We start from the raw sequence: 15,197 nt of genomic DNA, 5'->3' as shown, positions 1-15,197 counted from the left end.
GTTCATCGACGTCAAGTACAAGGGCACCAAGCGCTTCGGCCTCGATGGCAGTGAGGCGCTGATCCCGGCGCTGGAGCAGATCGTCAAGCGCGGCGGCCAGCTCGGCATGAAGGAAATCGTGCTCGGCATGGCGCATCGCGGCCGGCTGAACGTGCTCTCCCAGGTGATGGCCAAGCCGCACCGCGCCATCTTCCACGAGTTCAAGGGCGGCTCTGCGGCACCCGATGAGGTCGAAGGCTCGGGCGACGTCAAGTACCATCTCGGCGCCTCGTCGGACCGCGAGTTCGACGGCAACAAGGTGCATCTGTCCTTGACCGCCAACCCCTCGCATCTGGAAATCGTCGATCCGGTGGTGATGGGCAAGGCGCGCGCCAAGCAGGATTATCTGTTCGGCCGCAGCCGCGAGGAAATCGTGCCGCTGGAAGAGCGCGCCAAGGTGCTGCCGCTCTTGCTGCATGGCGATGCCGCCTTCGCCGGTCAGGGCGTGATCGCCGAGATCCTCGGCCTGTCCGGCCTGCGCGGCCACCGCGTCGCCGGCACGCTGCATTTCATCATCAACAACCAGATTGGTTTCACCACCAACCCGCGCTTTTCGCGCTCCTCGCCCTATCCGTCCGACGTCGCCAAGATGATCGAAGCACCGATCTTCCACGTCAATGGCGACGACCCGGAAGCCGTGGTGCACGCCACCAAGGTGGCGATCGAGTTTCGCATGAAGTTTTTCAAGCCTGTTGTGGTCGATATGTTCTGCTATCGCCGCTTCGGCCACAATGAGGGCGACGAACCGGCCTTCACCCAGCCGATCATGTACCGCAACATCCGCAACCACAAGACGACGGTGCAGATCTATGGCGACCGGCTGATCGCCGAGGGTCACCTCACCCAGGCCGAGCTCGACCAGTTGAAAGCCGACTGGCGGGCGCATCTGGAATCCGAATGGGAAGTCGGCCAGCACTACAAGCCCAACAAGGCTGACTGGCTCGACGGCGCCTGGTCGGGCCTGCGCACTGCCGACAACCAGGACGAACAGCGGCGCGGCAAGACCGCCGTGCCGGTCAAGACACTGAAGGAAATCGGCAGGAAGCTGACCGAGGTGCCGAAGGACTTCGAGGCGCACAAGACGATCATCCGCTTCCTCGAAAACCGCCGCCAGGCGATCGAGTCCGGCGAAGGCATCGACTGGTCGACGGCCGAGGCGCTGGCCTTCGGCGCCATCCTGCTCGACGGCAATCCGATCCGCCTGTCGGGGCAGGATTCCGAACGCGGCACCTTCTCGCAGCGCCATTCCGTGCTCTACGACCAGCGCGACGAGACCCGCTACATCCCGCTCAACAATCTGTCGGCGGCTCAGGCCGGCTACGAAGTCATCAACTCGATGCTGTCGGAAGAGGCGGTTCTGGGCTTCGAATACGGCTACAGCCTGGCCGAGCCAAAGGCGTTGACCTTGTGGGAAGCGCAGTTCGGCGACTTCGCCAACGGCGCCCAGGTGGTGTTCGACCAGTTCATCTCGTCAGGCGAACGCAAGTGGCTCAGAATGTCGGGCCTCGTCTGCCTCTTGCCGCATGGCTATGAAGGCCAGGGTCCGGAACATTCCTCGGCCCGGCTCGAACGCTTCCTGCAGCTTTGCGCCGAAGACAACATGCAAGTCGCCAACTGCACCACGCCGGCCAACTACTTCCACATATTGCGCCGGCAGCTGAAGCGCGACTTCCGCAAGCCGCTGATTCTGATGACGCCGAAGTCGCTGCTGCGCCACAAGCGCGCGGTGTCGACGCTGCCGGAAATTTCGGGCGAAAGCTCGTTCCACCGGTTGCTGTGGGACGATGCGCAGCTGCTTTCCGGACAAGCGATCAAGCTGGTCAAGGATTCCAAGATCCGCCGCGTCGTGCTGTGTTCGGGCAAGGTCTATTACGACCTCTATGAGGAGCGCGAGAAGCGCGGCATCAACGACATCTATCTGCTGCGCGTCGAGCAGCTTTACCCGTTCCCGGCCAAGGCGCTGATCACCGAACTGTCGCGGTTCCGCAATGCCGAGATGGTGTGGTGCCAGGAGGAGCCCAAGAACATGGGCGCCTGGTCGTTCATCGACCCGTATCTGGAATGGGTGCTGGCGCATATCGACGCCAAGCATCAGCGGGTGCGCTACACCGGCCGTCCGGCCGCCGCCTCGCCGGCGACCGGACTGATGTCGAAGCATCTCGCCCAGCTCGCCGCCTTGCTCGAAGACGCGCTTGGTGAATAGAGAAGATCTGGGCGAACAACAGAACCGAAAGAAAACGGACAGGCACAATGGCTACCGAAATCCGCGTTCCCACTCTCGGCGAATCCGTCACTGAAGCGACCGTCGGCAAATGGTTCAAGAAGGTTGGCGATACAATCGCCGCCGATGAACCGCTGGTCGAGCTCGAGACCGACAAGGTGACGGTGGAGGTGCCTGCCGCCGCCGCCGGCACGCTGGGTGAGATCACCGTCAAGGAAGGCGAGACGGTCGGTGTCGGCGCGCTGCTGGGGTCGATTTCGGCAGGCGGCGCGGCTCCCGCCACGAAGCCGCAAGCGGTGTCGCAGGCCTCGTCGCCGGATGCGGCATCGACCGGCAAGCAGGCCGCGGCCGAGACCGCCAAGATCGCCGGCGATGCCGGCCCGGTCGAGCCGCGCACCATGCCACCGGCACCGGCCGCGGCGAAACTGATCGCCGAAAGCAATCTCTCGGTCGACCAGATCTCCGGTTCGGGAAAGCGCGGCCAGGTGCTGAAAGGTGACGTGCTCGACGCCATCTCCAAGGGCGCGCCGTCGCAGCCGGCCGAGACACCGAAAGCAGCACCGGCACCGGTTGCCGTGCGGGCGCCGTCCGCGGGCGACGATGCATCGCGCGAGGAGCGCGTGCGCATGACCAAATTGCGCCAGACCATCGCGCGCCGCCTCAAGGAAGCGCAGTCGACCGCAGCCATGCTGACCACCTTCAACGAGGTCGACATGTCAGCGGTGATGGCGCTGCGCACCAAGTACAAGGACGTGTTCGAGAAGAAGCACGGCGTGAAGCTCGGCTTCATGGGCTTCTTCACCAAAGCCGTCACCCACGCCCTGAAGGAAATCCCCTCGGTCAATGCCGAGATCGACGGCACCGACATCATCTTCAAGAACTATGCCCATATCGGCGTCGCCGTGGGCACCGAAAAGGGCCTTGTCGTGCCGGTGGTGCGCGATGCCGACCAGATGTCGATCGCCGAGATCGAGAAGGACATCGGCCGGCTGGGCATCGCCGCGCGCGACGGCAAGCTGTCGGTCGCCGACATGCAGGGCGGCACGTTTACGATTTCCAACGGTGGCGTCTACGGGTCGCTGATGTCGACGCCGATCCTAAACGCGCCGCAGTCGGGCATTCTGGGCATGCACAAGATCCAGGACCGGCCGGTCGTAGTGGGCGGCCAGATCGTGATCCGGCCGATGATGTACCTGGCGCTCAGCTACGATCACCGCATCGTCGACGGCAAGGAAGCGGTGACCTTCCTGGTCCGCGTCAAGGAAAGCCTGGAGGATCCGGAACGGCTGGTGCTTGATCTCTGAGGTCTGGTGCTGATCCGGCTGTTGGAATGTGTGCCGGAGGAAGGGATCTGCGCGGCAGAATGACGACCCGTTCCCTTAGCCTTTCCAAGGTGCTTTCGATCGCATCGATCGCGGCCGGCATGGTGCTGGCCGCTGCCGGCGCTCACGCCGCCTGTCCGATCGAGCTCGCTGTCTATGGCGATACACAGAGCGGCAGCGAGATCGACTTCACGCCGACCGGCACCTCGGCGACCGTCACCAACACCTTCCGCATGATTCTCGACAATGATGTGGTGCTCAACGGCATCGTCATGTGGAATGAAGGCGTATCGCGGCCGAACGGTGCGCTGATGCACAAATGCCCCGAGGGCGACGTCACCGGCGAGGAGCTTGCCGCCTGCACGCCCTGGCACGGCGTCATCTACACGGCGGATGAAAAGGGCAACATCGGACTGCTGCCGGCTGAAGGCGTCGAAGCGCCGAAGACGCTGATCCTGCCGGACCTCGGGTCGGCGTTGCGCCAATCCAGCGCCTATGGCGGCAGCGGATTTTCGAAAGTGCCGTGGGATGTGTTTGCCTTGAAGGGATGCCAGGAATGAGCGGGACGCAAAAGGTGCTGCTGGTCACCGGCGGCAGCCGCGGCATCGGCGCCGCGATCTGCCGGCTCGGATCGAAGGCCGGCTACCGGGTCGCGGTCAACTACGCTTCGAACCAGGAGGCCGCCAAGGCGCTGGTCGCCGAGATCGAGGCCGCCGGCGGCGAGGCTTTCGCGGTCAAGGGCGATGTCGGCAAGGAGTCCGATATCGTGGCCATGTTCGAGGCCGTCGACCGCGCCTATGGACGGCTCGATGCCTTCGTCAACAATGCCGGCATCGTCGACGTCAAGGCGCGCGTCGACGAGATGGATGTTTCGCGGCTGGAGCGCATGATGCGCATCAATGTCGTCGGCTCGTTCCTCTGCGCCCGCGAGGCGGTGAAGCGCATGTCGACCCGTCATGGCGGGTCGGGCGGATCCATCGTCAACATCTCGTCGGCCGCGGCGACATTGGGCTCGCCGGGCGAATATGTCGATTATGCCGCCTCCAAGGGCGCCATCGACACCTTCACCGTCGGGCTCGCCCGTGAGGTGGCGCTAGAAGGCATCCGCGTCAATGCGGTGCGGCCGGGCATCATCGACACGGACATCCACGCCTCCGGCGGGCAGCCGGACCGGGTGGAGCGGTTCCGCGATCTGCTGCCGATGAAAAGAGCCGGTACAGTGGATGAAGTCGCGGGCGCGGTTCTCTATCTTCTCTCCGACGCCGCGTCCTATACGACGGGCGCGATCCTGAATGTAAGCGGCGGCCGCTGAGCGCTCTCAAGCAGATCGAGCATGATGTTATCCGAAAACCGCGTCACACTTTTCGGCATCATGCTCAAAACAGAAGGACAGTATCATGGCTTATGACGTCGTTATCATCGGATCGGGACCCGGCGGCTATGTCTGCGCCATCAAGGCGGCGCAGCTCGGGCTCAGGGTTGCGGTGGTCGAGAAGAACGCGACCTTCGGCGGCACCTGCCTGAACATCGGCTGCATCCCGTCCAAGGCGCTGCTCCATGCCTCCGAGATGTTCGCCGAGGCCGGCCACTCCTTCGACACGCTCGGCGTCGAGACATCGGCGCCGAAATTGAACCTGAAGAAGATGATGGCGCACAAGGATGCGACGGTGTCGTCGAACGTCAACGGCGTCGCCTTCCTGTTCAAGAAGAACAAGATCGATAGTTTCCGCGGCACCGGCAAGGTGCTCGCCGCCGGTAAAGTGTCGGTCACCTCCGAGGACGGCAAGGTCGAGGAGATCGAGACGAAGAACATCGTCATCGCCACCGGCTCGGATGTCGCCGGCATTCCCGGCGTCAAGGTCGACATCGACGAGAAGGTGATCGTGTCGTCGACCGGCGCGCTGTCGCTGGATAAGGTTCCCGGCCATCTGGTGGTGGTCGGCGGCGGTGTCATCGGGCTCGAGCTCGGCTCGGTGTGGGCGCGGCTCGGCGCCAAGGTCACCGTGGTCGAATTCCTCGACACCATCCTGGGCGGCATGGACGGCGAGGTCTCCAAGCAATTCCAGCGGTTGCTGGGCAAACAGGGCTTCGAGTTCAAGCTCGGCGCCAAGGTCACCGGCGTCGCCAAGGCCAAGAAGGGTGCGACCATCACCTTCGAGCCGGTCAAGGGCGGCGCCGCCGAGACCATCGAGGCCGATGCCGTGCTGATCGCCACCGGCCGCCGCGCCTATGCCGACAGCCTCGGGCTCGGGGAAGCCGGCGTCGAGGTCGACGAGCGCGGCCGGGTCAAGACCGATGGCCATCTCAAGACCAATATCCCGGGCATCTATGCCATCGGCGATGTCATCGCCGGGCCGATGCTGGCGCACAAGGCCGAGGATGAGGGCGTGGCGGTAGCGGAAACCATTGCCGGTCAGGCCGGCCACGTGAACTATGACGTCATTCCGAGCGTCGTCTACACCAGCCCGGAAATCGCCTCGGTCGGCAAGACCGAGGAAGAATTGAAGAAGGCCGGCATCGACTACAAGATCGGAAAGTTCCCGTTCAGCGCCAATGGCCGGGCGCGCGCCATGCTGCACACGGACGGTTTTGTGAAGATCCTCGCCGACAAGCAAAGCGACCGCGTGCTCGGCGTCCATATCGTCGGCTTCGGCGCCGGCGAGATGATCCACGAGGCGGCGGTGCTGATGGAGTTCGGCGGTTCGTCGGAGGATCTCGCCCGCACCTGCCATGCGCACCCGACGATGTCGGAGGCGATCAAGGAGGCGGCGCTGGCGACGTTCTTCAAGCCGATCCACATCTAAGGCCCTTTCATAAACTCTACTCCGGCGGCCATCTGGCGAGGTTTTCTCCGCTTTCACAGCGCCGCGCGTCCCTCCTGGACGCTCAAAGGATGCTGTGACCCTTTTTGATTGGCGCATGATCCTCTCCGAAAAAATCGGACTGATCTTCGGGGTCATGCGCTGCTCACGGACCCAATGTCCGCTGCGCTCCGGTTCTCGAAAACCACACCAGCTGACTCACCGGAGCGAGTTTCTGGAAAGGCCTTTCTGGCGGCCCCTACAAAACAAAACGGCCCGCTTTTCAGCGGGCCGTTCGTAACTGATATCGAGCCAATCACTGGGCCGGTGCAGGTGCCGGCGCAGGGGCTGGTGCCGGCGCAGGAGCCGGTGCGGGCGCGGGTGCCGGGGCAGGCGCCGGTTCTGCAGGTGCCGGAGCAGGCGCGGGCGCAGGTTCAGCCGGCTTCATCGGTTCCGCCGGTGCAGGCGCTGGGGCCGGTGTGCTGGCCGCCGGCGGCTCGGCGGGTGCCGGGTGCTCACCACTTCTTCCGAAAACATAATACGCGACAACCGCCAGAATAACGACGACCAGTGCAATCAGCCAACCGCTACCACCGCCGCCGCCACTTGGCCTTGGTGCGTTGGTGGACGAATTGAACGGGTCGTTTGGATTCGGTGTGTTCGCCATAAAAGTGTCCTCCGTGGATGAAAAATATCAATCAACACCATACAACGCGCAATCATTGAACTGGTTTCACGCTAGGGTTGGAAAACGCCAAAAACAAGGACAATCCTGCCCTTCCGCAGCCGGAGTGGCGTCGTTTCGCCACGCAGCGCGCCAAGTTTGCGTCTGTTAAGGTCGAATCAGAGGGTTTTGCCGTGACGAATCCGTCAGCTCAGCTTGTCCCGAATCACTGCGATGCTCTCGCCAGAGCCCAGTTCGCAGACCGCTATGTGCTGGTCACTGAAGGCCTTTCCTTAACCGCATTCGGCGCGGCCGAACGCGCTCTGGGGCGAACGCCGCCCTGGGTCGGCAGGCTCATGGCGCTGCGCAATCTTGCCGTCAGGCCGTTCCGGCTGAAGACGGGCTTGGAAACTGCGGTGTTGCCGTCGGGCCGGATCGGGATATTTCCGCTCATCAGCCAGTTTCCCGGCAAGGTTGTGCTTGGCCTCGACGACCGACATCTCGATTTCCGTGTTCTGGTCGAAGTCAGGGATCTTGGCAGCGGCCGGCAAGAGGTGGCCGCGACGACGATCGTCAAGACGCACAATTGGCTCGGGCGCGCCTATCTCGCGATCATCATGCCGTTTCACCGGATGGTCGTCCCGGCGATGCTGGCCCAGATCCTGGCGAAGTAAGCTGAAGTCACTAAAGTCCGACAGGCGTGACGGTGTAACCGGCCTTGCGGAAATCCTCGACCAGGCCTTCGGGGCCGGGAAGGTGGAGGGCGCCGACCGCCATGAAGACGTTGCCCCTGGCAAGGATCGGTTCGGCATGCTCGACCATCACCTTGTTGCGGCTGGTGATCATGGTTTCCTCGAACGCCGCATAGCCCGCGGGGTCGTCCGTGCCCTCCGGCATGGCCACGCGAAACAGCGGCCAGAACATTCCGGTGTCGCCGCGCTGGTAGAGCACGATCATGGTTTCGTTGATGTCGTTGATCTTATCGCCGAGCTTCAGCGTGTCGACGAGGCCCTTCATGTGAAACGCCAGCGGCAGCGAGGCCATGGCGCGCAGCTGGCTTTCAGCCGTCTCCAATCCTTCCACCGGCTTGCCGGAAGCCTTCGCACCTTGCGCCAGTCTGACATCGAGCACCGGGGCGCCGCCTGACTGGCGGGCCAGCTCGCAGGCCGGCAGTGCCATCATGGCCGAGAGCATCCACGGCTTCATCTTGGCAACCGTTGCCGGAGGAATGCCGCGTGCGTCGAGCGCGGCGTTCATGGCCGCCGCATCGTCGGGCGACAGCAGCGACGCCAGCGTCGTCGAATCAGTGAACATCATCAGGTCCGGCTCTTTGAGCATCGCGACCATCATCTTCTGCTTGTCGAGCACGTCCGTGGTTTCGATGATGATGGTGCCGGCGGCGTCATAGGCTTTCTGCGCTTCGGGAGGCAGCGTGGTGACGCGCGGGTCGGTCATATGCATGGTGCCGAACAGGAAGGACGGCTTCTCGCCGGGCTTTTCCAGCTTCCATAACAGGCCCTTGCCGTTCGGCGTCGCGGCGGCTTCCGCTTCGATCTTGCGGTAGCTCGCCGGATCGTTCTTCTGCAGGGCCGACAGCATGTCGGCACCGGTGCAGGTCGGGACTTCGGCATGCGCCTTGCCGGCCGCGAACAGCAGCACGGCGAGGAACGACAGGAAGAACAGAACATTGAGCGCGACGAGCAGCTTCAGCGACACGGAAGCAGCACGGTCGGCGATGGCTATGACGCGTTTCATGAGCCTCTTCTAGGACTGAAAAGCGGCAAAACGGTTAACCTGTGCTGAGAAATTGTCTTGGACTGGCTATCGCGCTCAACTGACGTCGATGGGGCTCATGCTTCAACGATTAGCGGAAACGCCCATTTCTTCGTCATCCCAGGGTCTCCGCGACGGAGCTTCGCTCCTGCTTCGCCCAGGGATGACGACGTTGGGGAGGCTTTCGGCCAAATGGTGAACGTTACTGGCGTTCACGCCCTGGGATGCGCCTGCTCATAAATCTCGAGCAGCCTCGCGGTGTCGACGCCGGTGTAGATTTGCGTCGTCGACAGGCTGGCGTGGCCGAGCAGTTCCTGGATGGTGCGCAAATCACCGCCGCGGCCGAGCAGATGCGTGGCGAAGGAATGGCGCAGTGCATGCGGCGTCGCGGTATCGGGCAGGTTGAGCGCCGAGCGCAGCTTGGCCATGTCGCGCTGGACGATGGCCGGGTTGAGCGGGCCGCCGCGGGCGCCGCGAAACAACAGGCCCTTGGGGTCGAGATGGTAGGGGCAGAGCCGGCGATATTCGGCGATTGCCCTGAGCGCCACCGGCAGCACCGGCACCAGGCGCGTCTTGCCGCCCTTGCCGGCAACGCGCAGCACCGTGTCGGCCGCCGACGCCAGATCGGCGCCGGTCAGGCCGAGCGCCTCGGAAATGCGCAGGCCAGAGCCGTAGAGCAGCGTCAGCACGGCGGCGTTGCGGGCTGCGATCCAGGGTTCCTCCGCCAGTTGGCCTTCGATGGAAACGATATGCTTGGCATCGCTCGCCGTCAGCGGCTTGGGCAGCGATTTGGGCTGGCGCGGCGCGCGCAGTGCCGCCGCACCGGCCGCATTGGCGAGGCCGCGCCGCTCGAGGAAACGCAGCAGCGAACGAATGCCGGCGAGACCCCGGCCCAGCGTGCGGGCGCCGGCGCCGGCATTGCGGCGGGCGGCAAGGAAGCCGCGCAAATCCGCCGGGCGCAGATCGGCGATGTCCGAAATGCCGGGCGAGCCGCCGCAATGGCCGGTGAGGAAATGCAGGAACTGACGCGTGTCGCGCTCATAGGCTTCCACCGTCTCGGGCGACAGCCGACGTTCTCGCGCCAGCATCTTCAGCCAGCTTTCGCGCGCCGCCTGGAGATCGGGTTTGGCCGGGATGAGGAATTCCTGCATGGCGGCATTTTCGGATATTCGGGTTAGGAAGCGGTGAATAGCCCGTCATTGAAATGACAGCCGCGTGGGGCTAGAGCAGGCCAAAGGATATTTCGCCATGAGCAAGCTCCAGAATCCTGTCCAGATGGCCGTGATCGGCGCCGCCCATGGCATCAAGGGCGAATTGCGGGTGAAGACCTTCACCGGCGAGCCGCTGGCGCTGGCCGACTACGGGCCGCTCTACGCCAGGGACGGGCGCGCCTTCCAGATCGTCGACATCAGGCCCGCCAACACCGTCGTCGTGGTCCGTTTCAAGGGCATTGCCGACCGCAATGCGGCCGAGGCGCTGGCCGGCACGGAGCTGTTCGTCGACCGTTCGATGCTGCCGGACGATGGCGAGGAAGACGAATTCTACCATGCCGACCTCGTCGGCCTCGAAGTCCGCGACGACACGGGTGCCGTGCTTGGCAAGGTGGTCGCGGTGCACAATTTCGGCGGCGGCGACATTCTCGACGTGACGCTGGGCGGGCGCAAGGGCGTGCTGATCCCGTTCACACAGGCTGCCGTACCGCAAGTGTCGATCGCCGAGGGTTTTGTTCGTGTCGATCCGGCGGCAGCCGGGCTGGTCGATGACGAGGATGGCGGTGGTCCGCGTGAGGAAGACTTCGATCCGAAGGGCAGGCCGCGCGGACCGAGCGATGCCGGGGGCAACCGGTGAGTTTTTCCGCTTCGGTGCTGACGCTTTACCCCGAGATGTTTCCCGGCGCGCTCGGCCTGTCGTTGGCCGGCCGGGCGCTCGAGGCCGGGACGTGGTCGCTGGAGACGATCCAGATCCGCGACTTCGCCACCGACCGCCATCGCACCGTCGACGACACGCCCGCCGGCGGCGGCGCCGGCATGGTGATGCGCGCCGACGTGCTGGCGAAAGCCATCGACCATGCTTCGCCGGAAGGCGATGCGCGGCCCCGGCTGCTGATGAGCCCGCGCGGCAAGCCGCTGACCCAGGCGCGTGTGCGCGAGCTGGCCGCTGGGCCGGGCGCCGTCATCCTGTGCGGCCGCTTCGAAGGCGTCGACCAGCGGGTGATCGACGCGCGGGGATTGGAGGAAGTCTCGATCGGCGATTTCATTCTCTCGGGTGGTGAGCCGGCCGCCCTTGTGCTGCTCGACGCGGTGGTGCGGCTGCTGCCCGGGGTCATGGGCAACGCGATGTCGGGCGAGGAAGAGAGTTTTGAAAACGGCCTGCTCGAACATCCGCACTATACGCGGCCGCAGGAGTTCGAAGGCCGTGACATTCCCGAGGTCCTGATTTCCGGCAATCACAAGAAGATCGCCGCCTGGCGGCGGGCGGAGTCAGAAAGACTGACAGCCGAGAGGCGTCCGGACCTGCTTGCCGCTGCTCAGCCCTTGGCAAAATAATAGAAGGCCAAAAACAGGCCGACGGCGACGACGAAGCCGCGCACGGCGTTTTGCGGCACCCGCTTGGCGATCCAGACGCCGGCATAGCCGCCGAGCGCGCCGCCCGGGATCATGATGATCGCCTGCGGCCAGGCGACGACGCCGCCCGAGACGAAGACGACGATCGCGACAGCGGCGATGACCATGGCCAGCATGTTCTTCAACGCGTTCAGCCGGTGATAGTCGCCGGCCTGGGTGAGGCCGAGCGTCGCCAGCATCATCACGCCCATGCCGGCGCCGAAGAAGCCCCCATAGATGGCGGTGAGAAACTGCGCGAGCGAGCCGGCCAGCGAGCCCACCGCCGCTTCATGGCCGGGCTTTGGCACTGGTTTCAGCCAGGGGCCGGCGGCGAACAGGGCCGTCGCGGCTAGCAGCAGCCACGGCACCAGAGCGCGAAACGAGGGATTGTCGAGCGCCAAAAGGATCAGAGCGCCGGCCAGTGCGCCCACGGCCGAGATCAGGCACAGCAGCAGCGCGCCGCGCCAGAAGTGCCTGATATCGGCCGAGTAGGCGAGGGTCGAGGTGATGTAGCCTGGAAATTGCGTCACCGAGGAGGTGGCGTTGGCAACGATCGGCGGCAGGCCGACCAACGTCATGGCGCCGAAGGTGATGAAGGTGCCGCCACCGGCGACCGCATTGGCGGCGCCTGACAGAAAGCCCGCTAGAAACAGCACGATGGCATCGAAGACAGACATGAATTGCGGCCGCTCAAAACTGTGTTATTTCAGGCTTTAGAAAGCCTGAACGACCGGCGCAACCCGGCACGGCAGGATTACGATGGTGCCATGCGAGCAGAAAATGCGCGCCCAAGGCGTGACAAAGCGGCGAAATAGCTGTATGTGCCCGCCCGTACCGGCCAGAAAGAATCTGCCGGACCCGTCAACAATGACGGTGTAGTCGCCCCTGCCTGATGTTTCAAAGACAAATGTCTTGGAGACAAAAGGCATAGCCAAGCGGTCAATGGAACTGCAAGGCGAGTGTCGGACGCTCTGACTGTCGGAAGAACAAGAAGTGGACTTTTGAGATGGATATTCTCCGTCAGCTCGAGGCCGAACAGGCCGCCAAGATCGAAGCCAAGCGCAAGCTTCCCGAATTCCAGCCCGGCGACACCGTGCGCGTCCAGGTCCGCGTGACCGAAGGCACCCGCACCCGCGTCCAGGCCTATGAGGGCGTCGTCATCGCCCGCGCCGGCGCCGGCTTCCAGGAGAACTTCACGGTTCGCAAGATTTCCTACGGCGAAGGTGTCGAGCGCGTGTTCCCGGTCTACTCGCCGATGGTTGAAGGCGTCGAGATCGTTCGCCGCGGCAAGGTGCGTCGCGCCAAGCTCTACTACCTGCGCGATCGTCGCGGCAAATCGGCCCGTATTTCTGAAAACACCGGCGTGCGCGCCCGCAAGCTGAACGATGAGGAGCGCGATGCGCTGAACGCCGAGAAGGCCCGTATCGAAGCCGAGAAGGTGGCAGCAGCCGAGGCCCTGGCCGTCGAGAAGGCCGCCCAGGACGCCGCCGAGAAGAAGGCCGCCGCCGAGGCCGAAGCAGCAGCCAAGGCCGCCGCAGAAGCGACCCCTGCCGAATAAGGTTTTCGGAAATCCCATTCAAAAAGGCGGCTTCGGCCGCCTTTTTTCGTTTCACCAGACTGTGAACGCTTTCAGCGCCAGACACAGGATCCGGCTGTTGACGGCGCATTACTTTGTGAACTAAATAATCGCGCACAAAGTAATTGGAGATTTGATATGGCACTCTACACCACACAGGCTCACGTCACCGGCGGCCGCGCCGGCCATGGCGAGACCAGCGACGGTCTGCTCAAGGTCGATCTGGCAATGCCCAAAGAACTCGGCGGGCCGGGGGGCGCCACCAATCCCGAGCAACTGTTCGCTATCGGCTATGCCGCCTGCTTCGAAAGCGCCATCCGCTTTGTCGCGCGCAAACAGAAGCTGTCGCTGACGGATGCCGGGGTAACCTCCACCGTCAGCCTGCTTCCCGATGGCGAAGGCTTTAAGCTCGGTGTCGCGCTCGCGGCGGAAACGAAAGGCCTTGATCAGGCGGCGGCGGAAGCGCTTGTATCGGAGGCGCACAAGATCTGCCCCTATTCCAACGCCATCAGGGGCAATGTCGACGTAGCGCTTTCGGTAAAGGCGGCATGACGGAAAAGACGACAAAGAGCACCAGGGACGTCCCGGCGGAGGCCACCGGGACGTTTCACGTTCCGCGGCTCGACCAACAGCTCTGCTTCGCGCTCTATTCGGCAAGCGGGCTGATGACGAAGCTCTACCGCCCGCTGCTCGATCCGCTCGGCCTGACCTATCCGCAATATCTGGCCATGTTGGCGCTCTGGGAACGGGCTCCAAGCACGGTCGGCGAGCTTGGCGAAGCGCTCGGGCTGGATTCGGCGACGCTGACGCCGCTGCTCAAGCGGCTGGAGGCCGGTGGCCTGGTCACACGCCGGCGCGACCCCGCCGACGAGCGCCGGGTTCTGGTCGAGCCGACAGCGAAGGGACAAGCGTTGCGTGAGCAGGCCAAAAGCGTGCCGGCGGCGATGCTTTGCAACCTGCCGCTGGATGCCGACGAGTTGAAATCCCTGCACCGCACGCTGACACGGTTCGTCTCCGGCTTGCGCAAGGCGGATGCCGGCATCGTGAAGCGGAGCTGATCGCTGCCGCGACACCGTTCATTCCTGAATCCCGGAAATGAAGGCATCGGAATCCCTTTTCGCGCGCGCTGACGCAGCGGACCGTCTTGCATGACGCTTGCGGAAAGCTAAAGTCGGCGCCGGATTTTCCTACAAGCCCGGCCGTGCCCGGGTCCTTCAATTTCCGGGGAGTGTGTCATGACCAAATCGAAACTGCTGCTGGCAGGCCTGCTTGCCCTCGTCCTGGTACCCGTTGCCGCCTTTGCGCAGGCGCTGCCCGACCTCGGCGGCAAAAAGGTGGTGGTTGTGACCGAAAACGCCTATCCGCCGCTGCAGTTCATCGATGCCAAGACCGGCAAGCAGATCGGCTGGGAATATGATGCGATGAACGAGATCGCCAAGCGGCTGAATTTCGCCGTCGAGTACCAGAACACATCCTGGGACGCGATGATCCAGGCGGTTTCCGACAACCAGTACAACATCGGCATGACCGGCATCACCATCAAGGACGACCGCAAGGAGAAGGTCGATTTCTCCGACCCCTATATGCGCTCGGAACAGTTCATGCTGGTGCGCGGCGATGAAAGCCGTTTCACCGACGCCAAGACCTTCGGCGCCTTCAAGGATGGGCTGATCGGCGCGCAGGCCGGTACCACGCCCTTCTACACCGCCGTCTACAGCGTGCTCGACGGCAATGAGCAGAACCCGCGCATCAAGCTGTTCGAGACCTTCGGCGCCACGGTGCAGGCACTGAAATCCGGCGACGTTGACGTCGTCTTGACCGACGGCACCGCGGGGAAGGGCTATGTCGACGCCTCCGAGGGCAAGCTGAAGCTGATCGGCGGACCGCTCGGCACCGAGGATTTCGGCTTCATCTTCCCGAAGGGTTCCGACCTGGTGAAGCCGGTCAATGCGGCGATTGCGGCGTTGAAGGCGGACGGGACGTTCGATGCGCTGAACAAGAAGTGGTTTCTTGATTACAAGATGGGGCAGTGATTTCGCACTGACTTCGCGCTTGAACGCCCCCCTCTGCCTTGCCGGGCATCTCCCCCTCAAGGGGGGAGATTGGCTGTTTTTTCCGCTTTCACCAATCACCAAAGTTGTAAAAAGAGTGCCGTCGACGAAGCTGCCAATCTCCCCCCTTGAGGGGGAGATTGGCAG

Annotated in this window: 14 protein-coding genes and 1 pseudogene; 12 read left to right on the top strand and 3 right to left on the bottom strand. The window is 63.8% G+C overall.

Annotated elements, in window-relative coordinates; all coding sequences use genetic code 11:
* The 6 genes and pseudogenes from ENZ74_RS05645 to ENZ74_RS05615 form a co-directional block, all read left to right on the top strand.
* Positions 1-2,242 (top strand): 2-oxoglutarate dehydrogenase E1 component (locus ENZ74_RS05645; protein WP_127312690.1); only part of this gene is annotated, 2,242 nt, incomplete at its 5' end.
* A gap of 47 nt (positions 2,243-2,289) precedes the next feature.
* Positions 2,290-3,564 (top strand): 2-oxoglutarate dehydrogenase complex dihydrolipoyllysine-residue succinyltransferase, encoded by a 1,275-nt coding sequence (gene odhB / locus ENZ74_RS05640; protein ID WP_063169539.1) that lies wholly within the window; start codon positions 2,290-2,292, stop codon positions 3,562-3,564.
* 59 nt (positions 3,565-3,623) lie between these two features.
* Entirely contained in the window at positions 3,624-4,142 is a 519-nt protein-coding gene (locus tag ENZ74_RS05635; RefSeq protein WP_063169538.1) for a hypothetical protein, read from the top strand.
* A complete protein-coding gene (locus ENZ74_RS05630; RefSeq protein WP_013528853.1) occupies positions 4,139-4,894 on the top strand; it encodes an SDR family oxidoreductase in 756 nt (251 codons plus the stop codon). Before ENZ74_RS05635 ends, ENZ74_RS05630 begins: the two co-directional genes overlap by 4 nt.
* Before the next feature lie 76 nt (positions 4,895-4,970).
* Positions 4,971-6,386 (top strand): annotated as a pseudogene (lpdA, locus tag ENZ74_RS05625) (dihydrolipoyl dehydrogenase); the annotation flags it as partial.
* A 741-nt stretch (positions 6,387-7,127) separates the two neighbouring features.
* Positions 7,128-7,721, top strand: coding sequence for a DUF2867 domain-containing protein (locus ENZ74_RS05615; RefSeq protein WP_082826601.1), 594 nt, complete (start codon positions 7,128-7,130; stop codon positions 7,719-7,721).
* A 10-nt stretch (positions 7,722-7,731) separates the two neighbouring features.
* Here the strand turns inward: ENZ74_RS05615 and ENZ74_RS05610 are convergent, their stop codons facing one another.
* Both ENZ74_RS05610 and ENZ74_RS05605 read right to left on the bottom strand, forming a co-directional pair.
* Complete coding sequence (locus ENZ74_RS05610; RefSeq protein ID WP_063169536.1) at positions 7,732-8,802, bottom strand: TraB/GumN family protein; 1,071 nt, start codon at positions 8,800-8,802, stop codon at positions 7,732-7,734.
* 230 nt (positions 8,803-9,032) lie between these two features.
* Positions 9,033-9,971 carry a tyrosine recombinase XerC gene (locus tag ENZ74_RS05605; RefSeq protein ID WP_024504979.1) on the bottom strand — a complete coding sequence of 313 codons (939 nt, stop codon included), beginning with the start codon at positions 9,969-9,971 and terminating at the stop codon, positions 9,033-9,035.
* Positions 9,972-10,068: 97 nt separating this feature from the next.
* Here ENZ74_RS05605 and rimM point away from each other — a divergent pair, with 97 nt between their 5' ends.
* Positions 10,069-10,668 carry a ribosome maturation factor RimM gene (gene rimM, locus ENZ74_RS05600; RefSeq protein WP_013528858.1) on the top strand — a complete coding sequence of 200 codons (600 nt, stop codon included), beginning with the start codon at positions 10,069-10,071 and terminating at the stop codon, positions 10,666-10,668.
* Positions 10,665-11,366 (top strand): tRNA (guanosine(37)-N1)-methyltransferase TrmD, encoded by a 702-nt coding sequence (gene trmD / locus ENZ74_RS05595; RefSeq protein ID WP_013528859.1) that lies wholly within the window; start codon positions 10,665-10,667, stop codon positions 11,364-11,366. The genes rimM and trmD overlap by 4 nt, the downstream gene beginning before the upstream one ends.
* On the opposite strand, the gene ENZ74_RS05590 is transcribed toward trmD, so the two are convergent.
* Positions 11,348-12,100: a sulfite exporter TauE/SafE family protein gene (locus tag ENZ74_RS05590; RefSeq protein ID WP_063169535.1), complete on the bottom strand. Its 753-nt coding sequence runs from the start codon at positions 12,098-12,100 to the stop codon at positions 11,348-11,350. The two genes, trmD and ENZ74_RS05590, sit on opposite strands and share 19 nt — an antisense overlap.
* Positions 12,101-12,429: 329 nt before the next feature.
* Here ENZ74_RS05590 and rplS point away from each other — a divergent pair, with 329 nt between their 5' ends.
* The 4 genes from rplS to ENZ74_RS05565 all read left to right on the top strand — a co-directional run bounded on the left by rplS (position 12,430) and on the right by ENZ74_RS05565 (position 15,032).
* Positions 12,430-12,981: a 50S ribosomal protein L19 gene (rplS, locus tag ENZ74_RS05580; protein WP_013528861.1), complete on the top strand. Its 552-nt coding sequence runs from the start codon at positions 12,430-12,432 to the stop codon at positions 12,979-12,981.
* A 156-nt stretch (positions 12,982-13,137) separates the two neighbouring features.
* On the top strand, positions 13,138-13,551 hold the full coding sequence (locus ENZ74_RS05575) for an organic hydroperoxide resistance protein (RefSeq protein ID WP_013528862.1): 414 nt from the start codon (positions 13,138-13,140) through the stop codon (positions 13,549-13,551).
* Positions 13,548-14,057 (top strand): MarR family transcriptional regulator, encoded by a 510-nt coding sequence (locus ENZ74_RS05570; protein WP_013528863.1) that lies wholly within the window; start codon positions 13,548-13,550, stop codon positions 14,055-14,057. Before ENZ74_RS05575 ends, ENZ74_RS05570 begins: the two co-directional genes overlap by 4 nt.
* Before the next feature lie 177 nt (positions 14,058-14,234).
* The gene (locus ENZ74_RS05565; protein WP_013528864.1) at positions 14,235-15,032 is read left to right on the top strand and encodes a transporter substrate-binding domain-containing protein; all 798 of its coding nucleotides are present in this window, start codon (positions 14,235-14,237) and stop codon (positions 15,030-15,032) included.
* Positions 15,033-15,197 lie beyond the last annotated feature (165 nt).

The organism is Mesorhizobium sp. M7A.F.Ca.CA.002.15.2.1, from assembly GCF_003998715.1.
Taxonomy (GTDB): Bacteria; Pseudomonadota; Alphaproteobacteria; order Rhizobiales; family Rhizobiaceae; genus Mesorhizobium; species Mesorhizobium ciceri.
The sequence above is the reverse complement of the archived record's forward strand: the minus strand, read 5'-3'. Positions and strand labels throughout refer to the sequence as shown.

What these genes read in the sequence shown, in the direction of transcription:
- odhB (WP_063169539.1), top strand. Translation starts at nt 2,290, where the DNA reads ATGGCTACCGAAATCCGCGTTCCCACTCTCGGCGAATCCGTCACTGAA.
- ENZ74_RS05635 (WP_063169538.1), top strand. Translation starts at nt 3,624, where the DNA reads ATGACGACCCGTTCCCTTAGCCTTTCCAAGGTGCTTTCGATCGCATCG.
- ENZ74_RS05630 (WP_013528853.1), top strand. Translation starts at nt 4,139, where the DNA reads ATGAGCGGGACGCAAAAGGTGCTGCTGGTCACCGGCGGCAGCCGCGGC.
- ENZ74_RS05610 (WP_063169536.1), bottom strand. Translation starts at nt 8,802, where the DNA reads ATGAAACGCGTCATAGCCATCGCCGACCGTGCTGCTTCCGTGTCGCTG.
- ENZ74_RS05605 (WP_024504979.1), bottom strand. Translation starts at nt 9,971, where the DNA reads ATGCAGGAATTCCTCATCCCGGCCAAACCCGATCTCCAGGCGGCGCGC.
- rimM (WP_013528858.1), top strand. Translation starts at nt 10,069, where the DNA reads ATGAGCAAGCTCCAGAATCCTGTCCAGATGGCCGTGATCGGCGCCGCC.
- ENZ74_RS05590 (WP_063169535.1), bottom strand. Translation starts at nt 12,100, where the DNA reads ATGTCTGTCTTCGATGCCATCGTGCTGTTTCTAGCGGGCTTTCTGTCA.
- rplS (WP_013528861.1), top strand. Translation starts at nt 12,430, where the DNA reads ATGGATATTCTCCGTCAGCTCGAGGCCGAACAGGCCGCCAAGATCGAA.
- ENZ74_RS05575 (WP_013528862.1), top strand. Translation starts at nt 13,138, where the DNA reads ATGGCACTCTACACCACACAGGCTCACGTCACCGGCGGCCGCGCCGGC.
- ENZ74_RS05570 (WP_013528863.1), top strand. Translation starts at nt 13,548, where the DNA reads ATGACGGAAAAGACGACAAAGAGCACCAGGGACGTCCCGGCGGAGGCC.
- ENZ74_RS05565 (WP_013528864.1), top strand. Translation starts at nt 14,235, where the DNA reads ATGACCAAATCGAAACTGCTGCTGGCAGGCCTGCTTGCCCTCGTCCTG.